The organism is Sanguibacter sp. Z1732, from assembly GCF_051020515.1.
Lineage (GTDB): Bacteria > Actinomycetota > Actinomycetes > Actinomycetales > Beutenbergiaceae > CALKWS01.
Window position 1 is genome coordinate 782,238 of sequence record NZ_CP194857.1, and the last position, 18,064, is coordinate 800,301.

Below are 18,064 nucleotides of genomic sequence, written 5' to 3' on the forward strand. Positions count from 1 at the left end.
GCAGACCCCTTAGTTCTTCAGCAGGGCGGCGTCATCGATCGACGCCGACCCGCGTGTTCGGAAGATGGCCACGATGATCGCCAACCCGATGACCACCTCGGCGGCGGCTACGACCATGACGAAGAATGCCAACACCTGTCCGTGCAGGTTGCCGTGCATCCGGGCGAAGGTGACCAGCACCAGGTTTCCGGCGTTGAGCATCAACTCCACGCCCATGAACGCCACCAAGGCGTTGCGGCGAACCATCACGGCCACACCGCCGACGACGAACAGGATCCCGGCCAGGACCAGGTAATGGGTCAGGCTCATCCGTCAATCTCCCTGGTGCTGGTGGTCTCCGCCGTGGCCTCGATCTCATCCATCTCGGAGATGTCGACCTGTGCGCTCTGGCCGCGGATGCGCAGCACCGTGGTCACCGAGTCCTCGATCGGCTCACCGCTGGCATCCAGTGCCGGCATGTCCGCAGAGTTGTGGCGTGCGTAGACACCCGGCGACGGCCGCGGTGCGACCGTACCAGTGCCCGCGGCGAAGGCGGCCAGGCGACGCTCGGCGAGCTCGGCCTGTCCGACCTTGGGCTCCACGCGCTGCCGGTGGGTGTAGATGATCGCCCCGACCGCGGCGGTGATGAGCAGCGCCGCGGTGAGCTCGAAGACGTAGACGTACTGTCCGAAGATCAACTTGGCCACGCCCACCGCGTTCGTCTCGGCGTTGGCCTCGGCCAACCCGGCGCCGGCGGGAATCGCGACCCGGGCGCCGATCGCCACCAGCAGCAGGAGCAGGCCCAGCGCGACCGCCCCGGCCATCCAGCGCTGACCGACCAGCGGTTCCTTGCGCGATTCCGAGGCGTCCACACCCACGAGCATGATCACGAACAGGAACAGCATCATGATGGCGCGCCGGTGTAGACCACGATCTGGGCCACGCCCAGGAAGAACGCCTCGTTCATGATGTAGAAGATGGCCAGGCTGACCAGCACCCCGGCCATCGCCACCGCGATCCGCACGGGGCGGCGGCTGAACACCAGGCTCAGGGCAGCCAGCACCGAGAACGGACCCAGCACCCAGAACAGCACAGCCTCACCGGCGGAGATCTCCAGCCCGGTCTGTGCGATCAGGTTCATCGCCCGGATCCCTTCTTCGAGCGGCTGGCGGCGGGGTCCTCGTCCCGTTCGCCGGTCCCCGCGCCGGCGGCTTTGGCGGCGCCCTCCAGCGACGGGTCGTCGGGCCGGTGCTCCCGGACCCAGTCCACCTGTTCGGTGGTGGGTCCGGTGATCTTCTCCTGGTAGTAGTCGACGTCGGTGGTGCCGGGTGCCATCGGGTGCGGCGCGGAGAGCATCCCGTCGGCCACCGGTGCGAGCAGGTCCTGACGTTCGTAGATCATGTCCGCCCGGTTGGTGCTGGCCAGTTCGAACTCGTTCGTCATGGTCAGCGCCCGGGTGGGGCAGGCCTCGATGCAGTAGCCGCAGAAGATGCAGCGCAGGTAGTTGATCTGGTAGACCCGCCCGTACCGTTCCCCGGGCGAGTACTGGGCGCCGGGGGCGTTGTTGGCGGCCTCGACGTAGATCGCGTCCGCCGGGCAGGCCCAGGCACACAGTTCGCACCCGATGCACTTCTCCAGTCCGTCGGCGTACCGGTTCAGTTGGTGGCGGCCGTGGTACCGCGGGAAGGTGCCGACCTTCTCGAACGGGTACTGCTCGGTAGCGGTGGGACGGAAGATGGTCGACAGGCTGACCCCGAAGCCGGCCACGGGGGCGAACAGCTCCTGGAGGGCGTTCTTGTCCAGGTCGGCGTCGACGTCGAACTGCTGCGCCGCCGGCTTGCCGCCCGCGCGGTCCACGTCCTGACCGCGTCCGGCCGCTTCATCCCGTGCAACTTCCTTGTCCTTGCCCTGCTCAGCCATCGTTGCTCTCCTTGCCGTCGGGGGCTTGGTCGTCCGGGTCCGTGCCGGCGGTGGAGGCTTGCGCGCCCCCGTCGGTCTCACCGGCCGGCGTGGCGACCTTGATCTTGCGTGGCGACGGCGGGAGTTTCTGCCCGGGCAGCGGCGGCACCGGGAAGCCCCCGGCGAACGCGTCGAAGTACTCCCCCTCCGTCTCGCCCTCAGCGGTGGTGGCTACCTGCTTGCGCCGCGCGGCGTCGGTGAGTTCGGGACCGGAGGAGTCCTCCTCGTCCTTCTTCTTCTCCGGCAGCAGCGCCAGGACCAGCGCGATCGCCAGCAGCACGCCGGCTCCGGCGAACAACCAGGTGCGCAGGTCGTAGGTGCCTACCACGGTGAACTGCTGGACGGCCTGCCACACGGCGACCACGATCACCCAGACGAGGGAGACCGGGATCAGCACCTTCCAGCCGAAGTGCATGAACTGGTCGTACCGGAAGCGCAGCAGTGTCCCGCGCAGCCACACGAACACGAACATCGCCATCCACAGTTTGATGACGAAGGTCAGGACCGGCCACCAGCCCTCGTTGAACATGCCGTCGTTGATCTGGGAGAGCGGCCAGGGCGCCCGCCAGCCCCCGAAGAAGACGGTGACCATGATTGCCGAGACGTTCAGCATGTTGATGTACTCGGCCAGGTAGAACCAGGCGAACTTCATCGAGGAGTACTCGGTCTGGTAACCGGCGACCAGTTCCCCCTCGGCCTCGGGCAGGTCGAACGGTAGCCGGTTGACCTCGCCGACCATCGAGATGAAGTACACGACGAAGGCGGGCAGCAGGGCGAAGGCCCACCAGGTGGTCTCCTGCGCGGCCACGATCTGGGAGGTGGCCATCGAACCGGACACGATCAGCACGCTGACCAGGGCCAGCGACATGCTCAGTTCGTACGAGATCACCTGGGCGGTGGAGCGCACCGAGCCCAGCAGCGGGTAGGTCGACCCGGACGACCAGCCGCCCAGCACGATGCCGTACACACCCAGGGCCGTCACGCCCAAGAAGTACAGCACCGCGACCGGCAGGTCGGTCAACTGGAGCGGGGTGACGATGTCGGTGAACGGGATCCGCGCCTCTGGCCCGAAGGGGATCACGGCGAAGACCAGGAACGCGGTGACCACCGAGATCAGCGGCGCGATGAAGTAGATCACCTTGTCTGCGCCCTTGACGGTGATGTCCTCCTTCAGCACCAGCTTCAGCGCGTCCGGGATGGACTGCACCAGGCCCCAGGGCCCGCGCACGTTCGGGCCCAGGCGCTGCTGCATACGGGCGATGACGCGGCGCTCGAACCACAGCGCGAAGAGCACCGAGAGCAGCAGGAACAGCAGGATCGCCACGGCCTTGCCGATCATCAGCCCGATCGAGTCGTTGCTGAAGTCCGACGCCGGGGCCGCCGGCGCGGACTGGGCGAGGAGTTGGACGGGGCTCATGACCTGACCTCCGCAGTAACGGCACTGACGGTGACCGACTGACCGGCGGTCACGCCGAGCATCCGGTGTACCGAGGAACCCGGGGAATGCTGCGGCAACCACAGCACCTGGTCCGGCATCGGTGTGATGACCAGTGGCAGCGTGATCGACCCCTTCGGGCCGACTACCGTCACCTTGCCCGCTCCGGCCACACCTGCGGCCTCGGCGGTCCGGGCCGACATCCGCACCACCGGCCGGTGGGCCGTTCCGGCCAGGTGCGGCTCGCCGTCCTGACCGCGAGCGGCGTCGAGCATCAACCGCCAGGTGGCCAGGACAGCCTCGTTACCGGCGCCCGGCACCCGCGTGGTGTCGGCCGCGGTGTCCGGAGCCGGGATCCGGGCTCCGGACCAGCCTCCGAGTTCGGCGAGTTCATGGTGGATCTCGGTCACCGATCCGGTGCCGAGTTCGACACCGAACTGGCGGGCCAGCAGGTCCAGCGCCCGGGCATCAGAGATGTCGTGAGAGGTGAAGACCTCCTCGAACGGACGCGGGCGGCCTTCCCAGGTCAGGAAGGTGCCGGACTTGCGCGTCGGCGGCGCCACCGGCAGCACCACATCGGCGTGGGGGGTCACCAGGGAGTGCCGTACCTCGAGCTGGACGACGAAACCGGCGTCCCGGATGGCTCGCTCCGACCCGGCAGGATCGGGCAGGTCGGACAGGTCCACGCCCCCGACCAGCAGGCCGCCCAGTTCGCCGGAACCGGCGGCGGCAACGATCTGGGTGTGGTCACGTCCGAGGGTCTGGGGCAGGGAGTCCGACCCCCACAGCGCGGCCAGGTCGACCCGGGCCTCGGCGTCGGTCACCGGACGCCCGCCCGGCAGCAGGGTGGGCAGGAGGCCCGCCTCGACAGCCGCACGGTCACCTGCACGCCGTGGCACCCAGGCCAGCCGGGCCTGACGCGCCCGGGAGTAACGCAGCAGCGCACTCAGTGCACCGGGGCTCGCGGCGAGTCGTTCACCCGCCAGGACCACCACGCCCGGCTCGGCCAGGGCCTCGGCGAGATCGGCGGGGATCTCCGAACCGGCCTCATCGAGGCCGACGCTACCGGCCAGGGCGTCGAGCACCTGAGCCTCCCCACCGGGAGTGGTGGAGATCAGGTCGGCGCGCATCTTCGTGGTACCGCGGGAGGCCAGCGGCGCGATAGTGGTCACGTGGACCCTCCCGGCCAGCATTCCCTTGCGCAGGCGCAGGAAGATGGTGCCGGCCTCGTCCTCCGGCTCCAGGCCCACCAGCAGCACCCTGGGTACGCGCTCCAGGTCGGAGAAGGTCACGTCCATCTCCGAGCCCGCCACGTGGTGGCCGAGGAACTGTACCTCTTCGTCGCTGTGCACGCGGGCGCGGAAGTCCACATCGTTGGTGCCCAGCACCACCCGGGCGAACTTGGACCAGGCGTAGCCGTCCTCGAGGGTCAGCCGACCGCCGGGCAGTACGCCCACGCCCCCGGCGCTGCGGGCACGCTGCAGCCCTTCGGCGGCTACCGCCAGCGCCTCGGACCAACTGGTGGCGACCAGTTCCCCGGCCTCCTCATCGCGCACCATCGGTGCCTCGAGCACGTCCGGGGCGTTCTGCCAGGTGAAGGCGAAGCGGTCCTTGTCGGTGATCCACTCCTCGTTCACCACCGGGTCATCACCGGCGAGACGGCGTAGCACCACGCCACGCCGATGGTCGACCCGGATCGCCGAACCACACGCGTCGTGCTCACCGATCGAAGGGCTCGAGACCAGGTCGAATGGGCGCGAACGGAACCGGTAGGTGGCTGAGGTCAGCGCACCCACCGGGCAGATCTGGATGGTGTTGCCGGAGAAGTAGGAGGAGAAGGGTCGGCCGGAGACATCGGTCGCCGCAGCGCCCACCGACCGCACCGCTCCACCGCGAACGCCCGCGGCCCCGCCGGGTCCGGCCAGATCGGTGCCGTCGGCGTAGTCCGGTGCCTCATCCTCACCGCGCGGGATGAACCCGAGCACGGCCTCGTCGAAGGTGCCGATCTGCTGTCCGTGCAGCGAGTGCACTTCCATCCCGGGTGCACCGCCGCCGCGGCCCTGCAGTTCGATGAAGGGGTCGCCGGCGATCTCGTCCTGGAACCGGGTGCACCGCTGGCACAGGATGCACCGGTCCCGGTCCAACAGGATCTCGGTGGAGATCTTGATCGGCTTGGGGAATGTGCGCTTGATGTCCAGGAACCGCGACTCCGGCGCTCCGTTGCTCATCGCCTGGTTCTGCAGCGGGCACTCACCGCCCTTGTCACAGACCGGGCAGTCCAGCGGGTGGTTGACCAGCAGGAACTCGATCTGGGCGTGCTGGGCCTTGTCCGCCACCGGGGAGGAGTGCTGGGTGGAGACGACCATGCCGGGCGTGGCCTCCAGGGTGCAGGAGGTCTGCGGCTTGGGCATCGGCCGCAGGTTGCCCTCCCGGTCCGGCGCCGAGACCTCCACCAGGCACTGGCGGCAGGCGCCGGCAGGCTTGAGCAGCGGGTGGTCGCAGAACCGGGGGATCTGGATCCCACCTGCTCAGCGGCGCGGATCACCAGGGTGCCCTTGGGCACACCGACCTCGACACCGTCGATGGTGAAGGTGACCTCCGGCTCCGGAGCAACGTCGCCGGAGGCGGAACTGGACGTGGTTGCCGTCATCGGGTGACTCCTGAGAACACAGCGTTGGCTTCGTAGGGGAACAACTCCCAGGCGGGGGTGTGCACCCCCTGCTCGAACTCCTCGCGGAAGTACTTGATCCCGCTCTTGATCGGTTGCGCGGCACCGTCACCCAGTGCGCAGAAGGACCGGCCGTCGATCTCGTGGGCCACATCGAGCAGGGTGTCCACGTCGGCCTCGGTGCCCTGACCGGCCTCGAGACGGTGCAGGATGGCCTTCATCCAGAAGGTGCCCTCGCGGCACGGGGTGCACTTGCCGCACGACTCGTGGGCGTAGAAGTCGGTCCAGCGCGACACCGCCCGGACCACCGAGGTGGTCTCGTCGAAGATCATCAACGCCCGGGTACCCAGCATCGACCCGGCCCCACCGACCTCCTCGAAGTCCAGTGGGATGTCGAGGTGCTCATCGGTGAGGATCGGCGTGGAGGATCCCCCGGGGGTCCAGAACTTCAACCTGTGCCCGTCCCGGATACCGCCGGCCATCTCCAGCAGTTCCCGCAGCGTGATACCCAGCGGCGCCTCGTACTGGCCGGGTCTCGTGACGTGACCGGACAGGGAGAACAAGCCGTGCCCCTTGGAGCGCTCGGTTCCCATCGAGGCGAACCAGTCGCCACCGTTACGCACGATCCCGGGCACCGAGGCGATCGACTCCACGTTGTTGACCACCGTGGGACGCGCGTACAGACCGGCCACGGCGGGGAACGGGGGCTTCAGCCGGGGCTGACCGCGACGGCCTTCCAGGGAGTCCAGCAGCGCGGTCTCCTCACCACAGATGTAGGCGCCGGCACCGGCGTGCACGGTGACCTCCAAGTCGAAGCCCGTGCCCAGGATGTTCGTGCCGAGCAGCCCGGCCGCGCGAGAGCCTCGGCCACGGCAGCCATCAGGCGGCGGTACACGTGGACCACCTCACCACGGACGTAGATGAAGGCGTGATGGCACCCGATGGCGAAGGAGGTGATCGCCACTCCCTCGATCAGGGAGTGCGGGTTGGCCATCATCAACGGGATGTCCTTGCAGGTGCCCGGCTCGGACTCGTCGGCGTTGACCACCAGGTAGCGAGGGCCGCCATCGGGCTCGGGCAGGAAGCCCCACTTCATACCGGTGGGGAATCCGGCACCACCGCGACCACGCAGGCCGGAGTCCTTGACCATGCTGATCAGGTCGGCCGGATCGGTCTTCAACGCGGTGCGCCAGGCCTCGTAGCCATGAGCGTTCTCGTTGTAGGAGTCCATCGTCCAGGGGCGTTCGGCGTCCCAGATGTCGGAGAGGACGGGGGCGAGAGTGGTCATTGTTCTGTTCCCTCCTGAGCCTGGTCACGTTCCGGGCTCCGCCCGTCGGCCGCCGGTTCCACCGCGCCGTCGTCCAGGTCCGCACCGGCACCGCGGGGTTCCGGGTCGCCAGGACCGCTGGCGCTGACGTCGCCTGCGGACACCGGGGGGCGATCCGCACTGGAGCCGGCCTCGCCCACGTCGGGCTCGCCGTCGTCGGTCTCCGGCCGCCTCGTCCCTCCGCTGGCGCTGTAACCGGGGGCGTGCCAACCCTCGCTACGGGCGAGTTCCAGGCCGACCATCGTGGCCGGGCCGCCCGCAGTGCCCTCGTTGGCGCGACCGTCGTCGAAACCGGCCAGCACCCGGGAGGTCTCCTTGAAGGTGGCCACCCGGTCGGAGCCGCGGGTGGGGCGTACGTCCTCACCGGCCAGGATAGCGTCGACGACCTCCACCGCCGAGGCTGGTGTCTGGTTGTCGAAGAACTCCCAGTTGATCATCATCACCGGGGCGAAGTCGCACGCGGCATTGCACTCCAGGCGCTCCAGCGTGATCTTGCCGTCCTCGGTGGTCTCGTCGTGACCGATGTCCAGGTGCTCCGAGAGCCGGTCGAAGATGATGTCCCCACCCATCACCGCGCACAGCGTGTTGGTGCACACCCCGACGGTGTAGTCGCCGTTGGGACGGCGCTTGTACTGGGAGTAGAACGTGGCCACGGCCGAGACCGACGACTGGGCCAGGCCCAGCACCTCGGCGCAGAAGTGGATGCCGGCCGGGCTGATGTAGCCGTCCTCGGACTGCACCAGGTGCAGCAGCGGGAGCAGCGCGGAGCGGGCCTGCGGATAGCGCGAGACGATCTCGCGTGCGTCGGCGTCCAGCCGCGCCCGCACGTCCGCGGGGTACTCACCCTTGTGCGGAGTCATCAACGGTCCACCCCTCCCATCACGGGGTCGATGGAGGCCACCGCGATGACGACGTCGGCGATGCTGCCGCCTTCGCACATCATGCCCAGCGCCTGCAGGTTGTTGAACGAGGGATCACGGAAGTGCGCCCGGTAGGGCCGGGTGCCGCCGTCGGAGACCAGATGCACGCCCAGGGTGCCCTTGGGGTGCTCGATCTGGCTGTACACCTGACCGGCTGGGACCCGGAAGCCCTCGGTGACCAGTTTGAAGTGGTGGATCAGGGCCTCCATCGAGGTGCCCATGATGTGGCGGATGTGATCCATGGAGTTGCCCTGCCCGTCACTGCCGACGGAGAGCTGGGCGGGCCAGGCGATCTTCTTGTCCGCCACCATCACCGGGTGCTTGCCCTGGCGGTCCTGGGCCTCCAGACGGTCCAGGACCTGCTGGACGATCTTCAGCGACTCGCGCATCTCGGCGAACCGCAGCACCGTGCGGGAGTAGGCGTCGGCGTCGGTGGAGGTGGGGACCTCGAAGTCGTAGGTCTCGTATCCGCAGTAGGGCTGGGCCCGGCGCAGGTCGAAGGGCACACCGGCCGAGCGCAGCAGCGGCCCGGTGGTGCCCAGCGCGACGGCGCCGGCCAGCGGCAGCACACCCACGCCCTGGGAACGGCCGATGAAGATCGGGTTCTTCAGGACCAGTTTCTCCTGCTCGGCGATCGAGCGGTGGATCTCGGGGATCTTCTCCCGCACCAGGGCGGGCAGTCCGCCGGGCAGGTCCAGGACCACGCCGCCGGGACGCACGTAGGCGTGGTTCATCCGCAGGCCGGTGATCGCCTCGAAGATCCGCAGGATCTCCTCCCGGCCCCGGAAGCCGACGGTCATCATCGTGGTGGCGCCCAGTTCGTTACCGCCGGTGCCGATCGCGATCAGGTGGGAAGCCACCCGGTTCAGTTCCATCAGCAGGACCCGGATCAGGCTCGCCCGCTCCGGGACCTGGTCGGTGATACCCAGGAGCTTCTCCACCGCCAGGCAGTAGCCCACCTCCTGGAAGAACGGGGCCACGTAGTCCATCCGGGTGCAGAAGGTCACGCCCTGGGTCCAGGTGCGGAACTCCATGTTCTTCTCGATCCCGGTGTGCAGGAATCCGATCCCACCGCGGATCTCGGTGACCGTCTCCCCCTCGATCTCCAGGACGAGCCGCAGCACGCCGTGTGTGGAGGGGTGCTGCGGGCCCATGTTGACCACGATCCGCTCGTCACCGGCGCGCTGGGCCGCATCGACGATCTCGTCCCAGTCGCCACCGGAGGCGGAGTACTCGCGGGCGTCCTCGGCGAAGTCGGAGGCCGCTCCCGTTGCTGTCGCAGACATCAGTTGTACGCCCTCCGCTCGTCCGGGGCCGGGATTGTCGCGCCCTTGTACTCGACTTCGATCCCGCCCAGCGGGTAGTCCTTGCGCTGCGGGTGCCCGGGCCAGTCGTCGGGCATCTGGATCCGGGACAGGCCCGGGTGTCCGTCGAAGATGATGCCGAGCAGGTCCCATGCCTCCCGCTCGTGCCAATCGTTGGCCGGGTAGATCGCTGTCAGCGAGGGGATGTGCGGGTCCGCGTCGGCCACCGCCACCTCCAGGCGCATGGTGCGGTTGTGGGTGATGGAGTACAACGGGTAGACCGCGTGCAGTTCCCGCCCGGTGTCCTCCGGGTAGTGCACGCCGGAGACGCCGTGGCAGATCTCGAACCTCAGGTCCTGGTCATCGCGCAGGCTCCTGGCGACCAGATGCAGGTACTCGCGGCGGGTGTACAGGGTCAGTTCGGCACGGAAGACGACGACCTTCTCGATCGCGTCGTCGAAGTCCACTCCGGCCTCGGCCAGGACCTCGGTGAGGATGTCCACGATCTCATCGAAGTAGGACCCGTAGGGCCGTTCGGTCGGTCCCGGCATGAACACCGGGCGCACCAGCCGCCCGAAACCGGAGGTGTCCCCCGAGCCGGTGACACCGAACAGTCCCTCGCGGACCTTGATCACATCGAGCGGGGTCCGGCCCTCCGGCTGGACCACCTGCTGGGCACCGGCCTCCTGGGCTTCGTGCGCCACGTGCCGAGTGGCCTCGGTGCCGGCGCCGGTGGTGCCGCTGTCCGGGGTGCCGGCCTCGGTGCTGTCGCTGTCCGGCTTGCCGGCCTCGGTGCTGTCGCTCACACGCCAACAACCCCTTCATCTCCTCGGTGGGCACCGCGTTCAGCGCCGCCTCCTCCACCTTGCGGACGGTCTCGGCGCGGTGCGCGCCCAGCGGGGCCCCCTTGATCACCTGGTTGTGCAGTTCCAGGATCGAGTTGATCAACATCTCCGGGCGCGGGGGGCAGCCGGGCAGGTAGATGTCCACCGGCAGGATGTGGTCCACGCCCTGGACGATCGCGTAGTTGTTGAACATCCCGCCCGACGAGGCGCACACGCCCATGGAGATCACCCACTTGGGGTCCGACATCTGGTCGTAGACCGTACGCAGCACCGGCGCCATCTTCTGGCTGACCCGGCCGGAGACGATCATCAGGTCCGCCTGGCGCGGGGAGGCGCGGAACACCTCCATGCCCCACCGGGCGATGTCGAAGCGTGGCGTACCGGCGGCCATCATCTCGATCGCGCAACAGGCCAGTCCCATCGTGACCGGCCACATCGACGAGGAGCGCACCCACCCGACGAGGTCTTCCACCTTGCCCAGGCCGTAGCCGGCGGGAAGTTTCTCTTCAAGTCCCATGTGTATCGCCTCTCAGTCCCAATCCAGTCCGCCGCGGCGCCACTCGTAGATGAAGGGCACCGTGATGAGGAACACGAACGTGATCATCGCGATCAGTCCGAACACCGCGAGTTCACTGAACGCCACAGCCCACGGGTACAGGAACACCACCTCGATGTCGAAGATGATGAAGGTCATCGCCACCAGGTAGTACTTCACCGGGAACCGGCCCGTCCCGCGCGCGTTCTCGGTCGGTTGGATGCCGCACTCGTAGGCGTCGACCTTGATCTTGTTGTAACGCTGCGGCCCGATGACCCGGCTGGCGAGCAGACCACCCAAACCCAGCAGCACTGCCAGGCCCGCCATGATCAGGATCGGGATAAAGGGGCTGTACATAGTCGACCTTCTCTCACGCAGCCCGGACGATACGGGTCAGAGCGGTGATGACACGATCCATGGCGTCCCCGCCACGGGTGTCGTAACTGTCCGATAGCAACTTCAGCACGAACTGCATCAACAATGGTCTGGGCAGACCGTACTTGGTGCAGATGCGCATGATCTCGGGACGCTCGATCAGGCTGACGAACGCCCGGCCCAGCGTGAAGTACCCGCCCAGATCCTCTCGCATGCGGCTGGCGTAACTGGCCAGGGTGCGTTCGCGGGCGAGGTCGTTGGTGCGCACATGGGCCTGGGCGATCACGTCGGCCGCGATCCGGCCGGCCTGGAGCCCGTAGGCGATGCCCTCCCCGTTGAACGGGGAGACCATGCCGCCGGCATCACCCACGATGAGCATCCCGCGGTAGTACATCGGCGCCCGGTTGAACGCCATCGGCAGCGCCGCACCACGCACTGGCCCGATCTGGTTCTCCTTGGTGAACTCCCACTCGGCCGGCGCGTTCTTCATCCAGGTGGCCATCAGGGAGCGGTAGTCGAGTTTGGTCGCGCGTCCGGTGGAGGAGACCGATCCGAGCCCCACGTTCGCGGTGCCGTCACCGAGGGGGAAGACCCACCCGTACCCGGGCAGCAGCGGGGAGGCGTTCGGTTCCCCTTCCCACAGTTCCAGGTGCGATTCCATCCACTCGTCGTCGTGACGGGGTGTGCGGAAGTAGGTGCGCACCGCCACTCCCATGGGCCGGTCGTCACGCTTGGCCAGACCCATCTGGGTGGCCAGGCGGGAGGAGACCCCGTCCGCTGCGACGACGACGGGAGCGTGCAGGACTCGTTCGGCCCCCGCCTCCTCCGGGAGTCGCTTGCCCTTCGCGTCCACCTGGCGCACGCGCACCCCGATGATCCGGCCGGTGCGTTCGTGCAGCACCGGGCCGGTGACGTTCATGCCCTCCATCAGTTTGGCCCCGGTGGCGCGGGCGTGATGGGCCAGGGTCATATCGAGGGAGCCGCGGGCTTTGGCCATGCCGAAGTTGGGGTAGCGCTGGATCTCGGGCCAGGGCAGGTGCACCACGTGTGCCCGCCTCCGTGCACCCGCAAGCCCTTGTTACGCATCCAGCCGTCCTGGGCCGGGGTTGGCACGCCCATGCGCACGAGTTCGCTGACCGCACGCGGCGTCAGACCGTCCCCGCAGATCTTGTCCCGCGGGAAGGTGGCCTTCTCCAGCAGCAGTACTTCCAGGCCCGCACTGGCCAGGTAGTGCGCCGTGGCAGATCCCGCTGGTCCGGCACCGACAACGATGGCGTCCGCATCGGGGGTGTATGCCACGGTGGCCACGGCTTTCGGCTTCCTCGTTCTCAGGGTCTGGGGTTCGGGGTGGGGTTGCGATGGCTCCCGGTCGGTTCCGGGACTCTTCCTCGTCCTTGTCCAAACTAGTGCCGCGCGTTCGCGGATCGCTCCCACAGGTAGGCTACCCCGCCCGGGGCGGTCGGTAATCGCAAGCCTGCCCTGCGCCGGAATGCGGTGCAAATCCGCTAATTTCTATGACGGGCGGCTTGCTTAATTCAGGGTGCTTGTCGCCATTTGGACGAGGCGGTCTCAACCGTCACCGGTAAGCGGTTACGCGCGTTCCCACTGTCCACCGAGCCCCGCCGCAGGCCGCGCGCCCGGACCGGCCAGGCCGGCGTCGTCGTCGGCCGGCCCCACCTGCCGCCACCCCCTGTGACAGACATCACCAGCGCCCGGGCCGGGTGCTCGGTGCTATACCGGCTTGGTCGCCCGATGCAGGGCCACGATCCCACCGGACAGGTTGCGGTAGGCCACACTGCGCCACCCTGCCTGGTGCATCAGCACGGCCAGCGCGTCCTGGTCGGGCCAGTCCGCGATCGACTCCGAGAGGTAGTCATACGCCTCGCTGTTGGAGCCCACCACCTGCGCCATCCGGGGGAGCACCTGATCGCGGTAGAACCCGTAGAGGCCCCGCCAGGCCACATTGGGCGGGGTGGAGAACTCGCACACCACCAGCCGCCCGCCGGCTCGGGTCACGCGGGCCATCTCCCGCATGCCGGCCACCGGGTCCACGAGGTTGCGCAGCGCGAACGAGATCGTCACCGCATCGAAACTGGCATCAGCGAAGGGCAACTGGAGGGCGTCGGCCACCACGAACGCCAGATCCGGGCGGCGGGCCTTTCCTACGGCGACCATGCCGGGCGAGAAGTCGCAGGAGACCACGTCGATCCCGGCGTCGGCGTAGTCCTCGCTGGAGGTGCCGGTGCCGGCGGCCAGGTCGAGCACCCGCTGACCCGGTCCGGCGCCGACCGCCCGGAACGTGGAGCGGCGCCACAACCGGTCCATCCCCATCGACAACACGTCGTTGGTCAGGTCGTAGTTGCGTGCGACGCCGTCGAACATTCCTGCAACGTCGCGTGGGTCCTTGGCCAGGGATGCGCGTGACATGGGGACATCCTCGCGCACTCCGGGCCGCGCGGGGAACGCCCGGAGTGCGATCTGCTCCGATGCGCTGAATCATGGCCGGGCACATTAAGGTGACCGGGATGTCCGCCTCCGTTCCGCAGCCCGCTTCCAAGGGTTCCCCATCGCTGTTGGTCCGCACCCGTGAACTCGACACCGGCGGTGAGACGCTGTCGGACGGGGATCTGATCGGGCTGTTGCCCCCCCCCCCGCGCCGACGCCGCGCACCTGTGGTTGCGGCGCGGTGCGGGTCTGGTGGGCTGGGGGCAGGTTGCCCGATTCACCTCCAGTGGGCCGGACCGGTTCGCCGACGCGATGGGCGCCTGGCGCGAGTTCACCGAGCACCTGGTGGTTCGTGATGAGGTGGGCCTGCCCGGTAGCGGGCCGGTGGCGTTCGGGGCGTTCACGTTCGCGCCCGCCACCAGCGCCCCGAGCGTGCTGCTGGTTCCGGAGGTGGTGCTGGGTTCGCGGGACGGGCGCACCTGGATCACCACGGTGAGCCCGGTGGACCCGGTGGATGAGAAGCCCTCGCTGCCCCCGCTCGGCCCGGCTCCGACGCTGGCGCAGTTGCGCGAGCAGGTCAGTCCGTTGCGACCGCACCGGGGGGTACAGGTCCTGCCCGGCGCCCTGAATGCCGATGAGTGGGTGGAGCAGGTCGAGCGGGTGATCGCCCGGATCCGCCGCGGCGACGTGGCCAAGGTGGTGATGGCTCGGGAGGAGCACGCCCAAGTCACCGAGGAGTTGGACGTACGCCCGGTGCTGACACAGCTGGCGCACGCCTATCCCACCACCTGGACCTTCGCCGTCGACGGTCTGATTGGGGCGACACCGGAGTTGCTGGTCCGCCGTGAACGCGGCCTGGTCTCGTCCCGGGTACTGGCCGGCACGATCCCGCGCACCGGGGATGATGAGGCGGATCTGACCCATGCGGCGTCCCTGGCCCGCTCCTCCAAAGACCTGGAGGAGCACGAGTTCGCGGTGCAGTCGCTGATGGACTCCCTGCGCCCGGTGGCTGCCTCCACCAATGCCCAGGACGCGCCGTTCGTCCTACACCTTCCGAACGTGATGCACCTGGCCACCGACGTCACTGCGGTCCTGGCCACCGAGCACGCCGACCTGAGTTCCCTCGATCTCGCCGCGCGCCTGCACCCCACAGCCGCGGTGTGCGGCACCCCGACGCCCGAAGCCGCCGAGATGATCGCCGAGCACGAGCAGATGGACCGGGGTCGCTATGCCGGTCCGGTCGGATGGATCGGCGCCGACGGCGACGGCGAGTGGGGGATCGCGCTGCGGTGTGCGCAGGTGGAGCCGTCCGGGCGGGAGTTGCGGTTGTTTGCCGGCTGCGGCATCGTCGCGGCGTCCGACCCGGTGGCGGAACTGGGCGAGGCGGAGGCGAAGCTGGCCCCGATGCGCGCAGCGCTGCGGATCTGACCCGCGCGGTTCGCCCTGCCCGCACTGATCCGTCCCGTCCGCCCCCTCACCCCCAGCCCCACGCGCCCTAACCATCCAATTGGACAATTCCGGCGGGGCTGCGACCTCTGACCTCGCTGAAGCGCACCAATTGGATGGTTTCGGCGGTGTTCAGGCGACGGCAGCCAGCCCGAAAGGCACCTGCCAGTGCGCCTGGAGCGCGAAGGGCGCGCCGCCGCACGCTTTCCACGCCTCGTGGACCCGATGGATCGTCTCCTGTTGCTGCCGGAACACATCCCGCGAAATCAGGGTCAGGATCGTCCAACCCTGACTCTGAAACCATTCCCGCCGGCGGATGTCGGACTCCCACTGGTCGAGATCGGTGCGGTGGTGCTGCCCGTCGTACTCCACGGCCAGTCGGAGGTCCGGCCAGCACAGGTCGGGACGGTAGGTGCCTGCACTGTGCCTGAGTGCCAGATTGATCATCGGCTCCGGAAAGCCGGCCCAGATCAGGAGCAACCGCACTCTGGTCTCCATCGGGGACTCCACCCCGGAACGCACCAGGGCTGCCGCACGGCGGGCCCGCCCCAGGCCCGGACCGGTTGCCGGCACCAAGACTGACGGCGCAACACGTTCGATCCTGACCATGGCATCGCCTGCGATCACCAGGTCGACGAGTTGCAGTTTCTGGGCGAGTTGTGAACAGTTGGGCACCCCAGGAACATGGGACACCGTCGACGACGCGTCCGCGCGCTTCCGTCCGGAGGTGGCTGTGCAAGCCCGGGCGACGGCGCCGATGCGACTCCTTGAGGACAGTCACATGGACATCGGCGTCGATCGGCACCGGGATCCGCTGCAACGCGGCTGCCGTGGTGTGCGAGGCGACCGCTCCGGATGGGTGCAACAGGAGCGCGGCGCGAGCGCGAGTCTGCAGGTCCACGTTGGCCTCTGCGCCGACATACACACCCCGGAACAGCCTCCGGTAGTGGCGCGGGTTCTTCAGACTCGCAGGCGTGACCCCTGCCGCCAGGGCCTGGCGGACCGTGAACGGACGTGTCCGGTCGAGGCTGGCCATGACACGACCCTGGCAGATCGCGGACGCGCGACCCCGGACTTATCCACAGCCGCGACCGCTCCGCTCACCAGGTGCCAGGTCGGCACCAGCCACCTGCCCCTGCCCACCTACCACGCTCGACCAATTCGCCCGAAGGGTTCAATTGGTTGGTTCGGGCGGGGCCCAACCGGCCAATCGCGCCCGAATCATCCAATTGGATGGTTCCGGCGCGGCGGGGCCGGCGCGGGAGCGGCGGGAGTGGGAGCGGCGGGGCCGGCGCGGGAGTGGGAGCGGCGGGGCCGGCGCGGGAGTGGGAGCGGCGGGGGCCGGGAGCGGGAGCGGGAGCGGGAGCGGCGGGGCGGGCGGGGGTGAGCCGCGGGCGTCAGTCCGCGGTGGCGTCCAGGTCCACGTCGTCGTACACCGTGCCGGAGGGGATGGTGCGTGGTTCGGCATCACCGCGCAGGTGCACCCGCCCGCGCACGGTCACGTCCGGTTCGAACGTCCAGTCCCCGGTCACGGTCAGGGCCTCGGCACCGACCAGGGAGGGCGCATCAGGAATGCGCGCATCGAAGTCGGCGATCTTCTTGTAGTACTCCTCGTCGAGATTCACCAGTGGGGTCTCGGCACGGTCGGTGAGGACGAAGTCCTCGCCCAACTCGTAGGTGTCGGAGCGGAGCACGAGCAGATCGTTGGTGGTCTTGACCGGACGGAACCGGCTGCGCTCGACCTCGATGGCCCGGGCGCCCTCGAACACCTGCACCGCCGCACCCATCGCCGTTTCGATCTGGTACACCCGCGCCGAGGTCTTGTCCGTGGGGTCAACTGTCTTGAGGTTGCGGATCAGCGGGAGACCGAGCACCCCCTGGCGCTCGGTCAGCGTGCGCTGCAGCACCCGCAGGTCGAACCAGAGGTTGTTGGTGTGGAAGTAGGCGTGCTTGCCGATGTCCATCGCCTCGGCCATGTCCTCCTCACGCGTCTGCGCCGTCTCGCGCAGCACCAACCGGTCGTCACTGCGCCGGCGCACCAGGTAACCACCCTTGACGTCGGCCGGCGTGCGCCGGCACACCTCGGCGGCGTACGGGGCCCCGGAAGCGGCGAACCAGCCCGCGATGCGGGCATCAGGCGCCGAGCCGAGGTTGTCGGAGTTGGAGATCGCCGCGTACCGGAACCCGGCAGCGAGCAGGCGTTCGAGTGTTCCGGAGACCTCCAGGGCGGTGTACAGGTCTCCGTGCCCGGGCGGGCACCACTCCAGGGCAGGATCGGCCGGCCAGCTCACCGGGGACAGGTCCTCCACCAGCAGTTTCGGCTCCTGGTTCTGCAGGAAGTCCAGGCCCAGATCCCCTACCTCCAGGTCCGGGTAGGCCGCGAGCGCCGCGAGGGTGTCGGCCCGGGTGCGGAAGGAGTTCATGAACAACAGCGGCAGCAGCACATCGTAGCGCTTCCGGGCGTGGCGAACCTGTCCCACGATCACGTCCAGAAAGCTCATCTTCGGACGCACCGGCAGCAGCGACTTGGCCCGGTCCATGCCCATCGAGGTGCCGAGCCCGCCGTTCAACTTGATCATCGCCGTGTGCGCGAGCGCGTCGCGGGCCGGTTCGGCGGCGACCTCGACCGAATCGATCCGGGGCACGTCGGTCAGGGGTGTGATGTCGGCCTCGGCGATCATGCCGGTCGAACCGGAGGCCAGTTCGCGGTAGTAGTGCGTGAAGACATCGATTGCGCGATCGTGCACGCCGGCGTCGCGCATCTTCTGCTGGGCATCCTCGAGACTCATGGATCCAACGGTACTGGTCGAGGACGAAGCGGCATTC

13 protein-coding genes and 4 pseudogenes are annotated in these 18,064 nt (G+C 68.6%); 1 reads left to right on the forward strand and 16 read right to left on the reverse strand.

The window, feature by feature from the left end; translation table 11 throughout:
- Window positions 1-9 precede the first annotated feature (9 nt).
- From nuoK to ACRRRO_RS04375, 14 genes and pseudogenes are all read right to left on the reverse strand, one after another.
- Entirely contained in the window at window positions 10-309 is a 300-nt protein-coding gene (nuoK, locus tag ACRRRO_RS04310) for an NADH-quinone oxidoreductase subunit NuoK (RefSeq protein WP_424786349.1), read from the reverse strand.
- Entirely contained in the window at window positions 306-887 is a 582-nt protein-coding gene (locus tag ACRRRO_RS04315) for an NADH-quinone oxidoreductase subunit J (protein ID WP_434081123.1), read from the reverse strand. The genes nuoK and ACRRRO_RS04315 overlap by 4 nt, the downstream gene beginning before the upstream one ends.
- A complete protein-coding gene (locus ACRRRO_RS04320) occupies window positions 884-1,120 on the reverse strand; it encodes an NADH-quinone oxidoreductase subunit J (protein WP_434081124.1) in 237 nt (78 codons plus the stop codon). Before ACRRRO_RS04320 ends, ACRRRO_RS04315 begins: the two co-directional genes overlap by 4 nt.
- Window positions 1,117-1,899, reverse strand: a complete 783-nt coding sequence (gene nuoI, locus ACRRRO_RS04325; protein ID WP_424786351.1) for an NADH-quinone oxidoreductase subunit NuoI — start codon at window positions 1,897-1,899, stop codon at window positions 1,117-1,119. Before nuoI ends, ACRRRO_RS04320 begins: the two co-directional genes overlap by 4 nt.
- Window positions 1,892-3,355, reverse strand: coding sequence for an NADH-quinone oxidoreductase subunit NuoH (gene nuoH / locus ACRRRO_RS04330; RefSeq protein ID WP_424796501.1), 1,464 nt, complete (start codon window positions 3,353-3,355; stop codon window positions 1,892-1,894). Before nuoH ends, nuoI begins: the two co-directional genes overlap by 8 nt.
- Window positions 3,352-6,023 (reverse strand): annotated as a pseudogene (locus tag ACRRRO_RS04335) (NADH-quinone oxidoreductase subunit G). Before ACRRRO_RS04335 ends, nuoH begins: the two are co-directional and overlap by 4 nt.
- Window positions 6,020-7,329 (reverse strand): annotated as a pseudogene (gene nuoF, locus ACRRRO_RS04340) (NADH-quinone oxidoreductase subunit NuoF). The pseudogenes ACRRRO_RS04335 and nuoF overlap by 4 nt, the downstream one beginning before the upstream one ends.
- A complete protein-coding gene (gene nuoE, locus ACRRRO_RS04345; protein WP_424786355.1) occupies window positions 7,326-8,228 on the reverse strand; it encodes an NADH-quinone oxidoreductase subunit NuoE in 903 nt (300 codons plus the stop codon). Before nuoE ends, nuoF begins: the two are co-directional and overlap by 4 nt.
- On the reverse strand, window positions 8,228-9,574 hold the full coding sequence (locus tag ACRRRO_RS04350) for an NADH-quinone oxidoreductase subunit D (protein WP_424796503.1): 1,347 nt from the start codon (window positions 9,572-9,574) through the stop codon (window positions 8,228-8,230). The genes nuoE and ACRRRO_RS04350 overlap by 1 nt, the downstream gene beginning before the upstream one ends.
- Window positions 9,574-10,398, reverse strand: a complete 825-nt coding sequence (locus tag ACRRRO_RS04355) for an NADH-quinone oxidoreductase subunit C (protein ID WP_424786357.1) — start codon at window positions 10,396-10,398, stop codon at window positions 9,574-9,576. Before ACRRRO_RS04355 ends, ACRRRO_RS04350 begins: the two co-directional genes overlap by 1 nt.
- Window positions 10,399-10,402: 4 nt before the next feature.
- Window positions 10,403-10,954: pseudogene (locus tag ACRRRO_RS04360) on the reverse strand (NADH-quinone oxidoreductase subunit B); the annotation flags it as partial.
- 12 nt (window positions 10,955-10,966) lie between these two features.
- A complete protein-coding gene (locus ACRRRO_RS04365) occupies window positions 10,967-11,329 on the reverse strand; it encodes an NADH-quinone oxidoreductase subunit A (RefSeq protein ID WP_424786359.1) in 363 nt (120 codons plus the stop codon).
- Between the two features lie 13 nt (window positions 11,330-11,342).
- Window positions 11,343-12,646, reverse strand: a pseudogene (locus tag ACRRRO_RS04370) (geranylgeranyl reductase family protein).
- A 432-nt stretch (window positions 12,647-13,078) separates the two neighbouring features.
- Window positions 13,079-13,774 (reverse strand): demethylmenaquinone methyltransferase, encoded by a 696-nt coding sequence (locus ACRRRO_RS04375; RefSeq protein WP_424796505.1) that lies wholly within the window; start codon window positions 13,772-13,774, stop codon window positions 13,079-13,081.
- 270 nt (window positions 13,775-14,044) lie between these two features.
- Between ACRRRO_RS04375 and ACRRRO_RS04380 the strand changes: the two genes are divergently transcribed.
- The gene (locus ACRRRO_RS04380; RefSeq protein ID WP_434081125.1) at window positions 14,045-15,220 is read left to right on the forward strand and encodes an isochorismate synthase; all 1,176 of its coding nucleotides are present in this window, start codon (window positions 14,045-14,047) and stop codon (window positions 15,218-15,220) included.
- A 150-nt stretch (window positions 15,221-15,370) separates the two neighbouring features.
- On the opposite strand, the gene ACRRRO_RS04385 is transcribed toward ACRRRO_RS04380, so the two are convergent.
- Entirely contained in the window at window positions 15,371-15,724 is a 354-nt protein-coding gene (locus tag ACRRRO_RS04385) for an endonuclease domain-containing protein (RefSeq protein WP_434081126.1), read from the reverse strand.
- Between the two features lie 911 nt (window positions 15,725-16,635).
- A complete protein-coding gene (locus ACRRRO_RS04390; RefSeq protein ID WP_424796507.1) occupies window positions 16,636-18,027 on the reverse strand; it encodes a UTP--glucose-1-phosphate uridylyltransferase in 1,392 nt (463 codons plus the stop codon).
- Window positions 18,028-18,064: the final 37 nt, after the last annotated feature.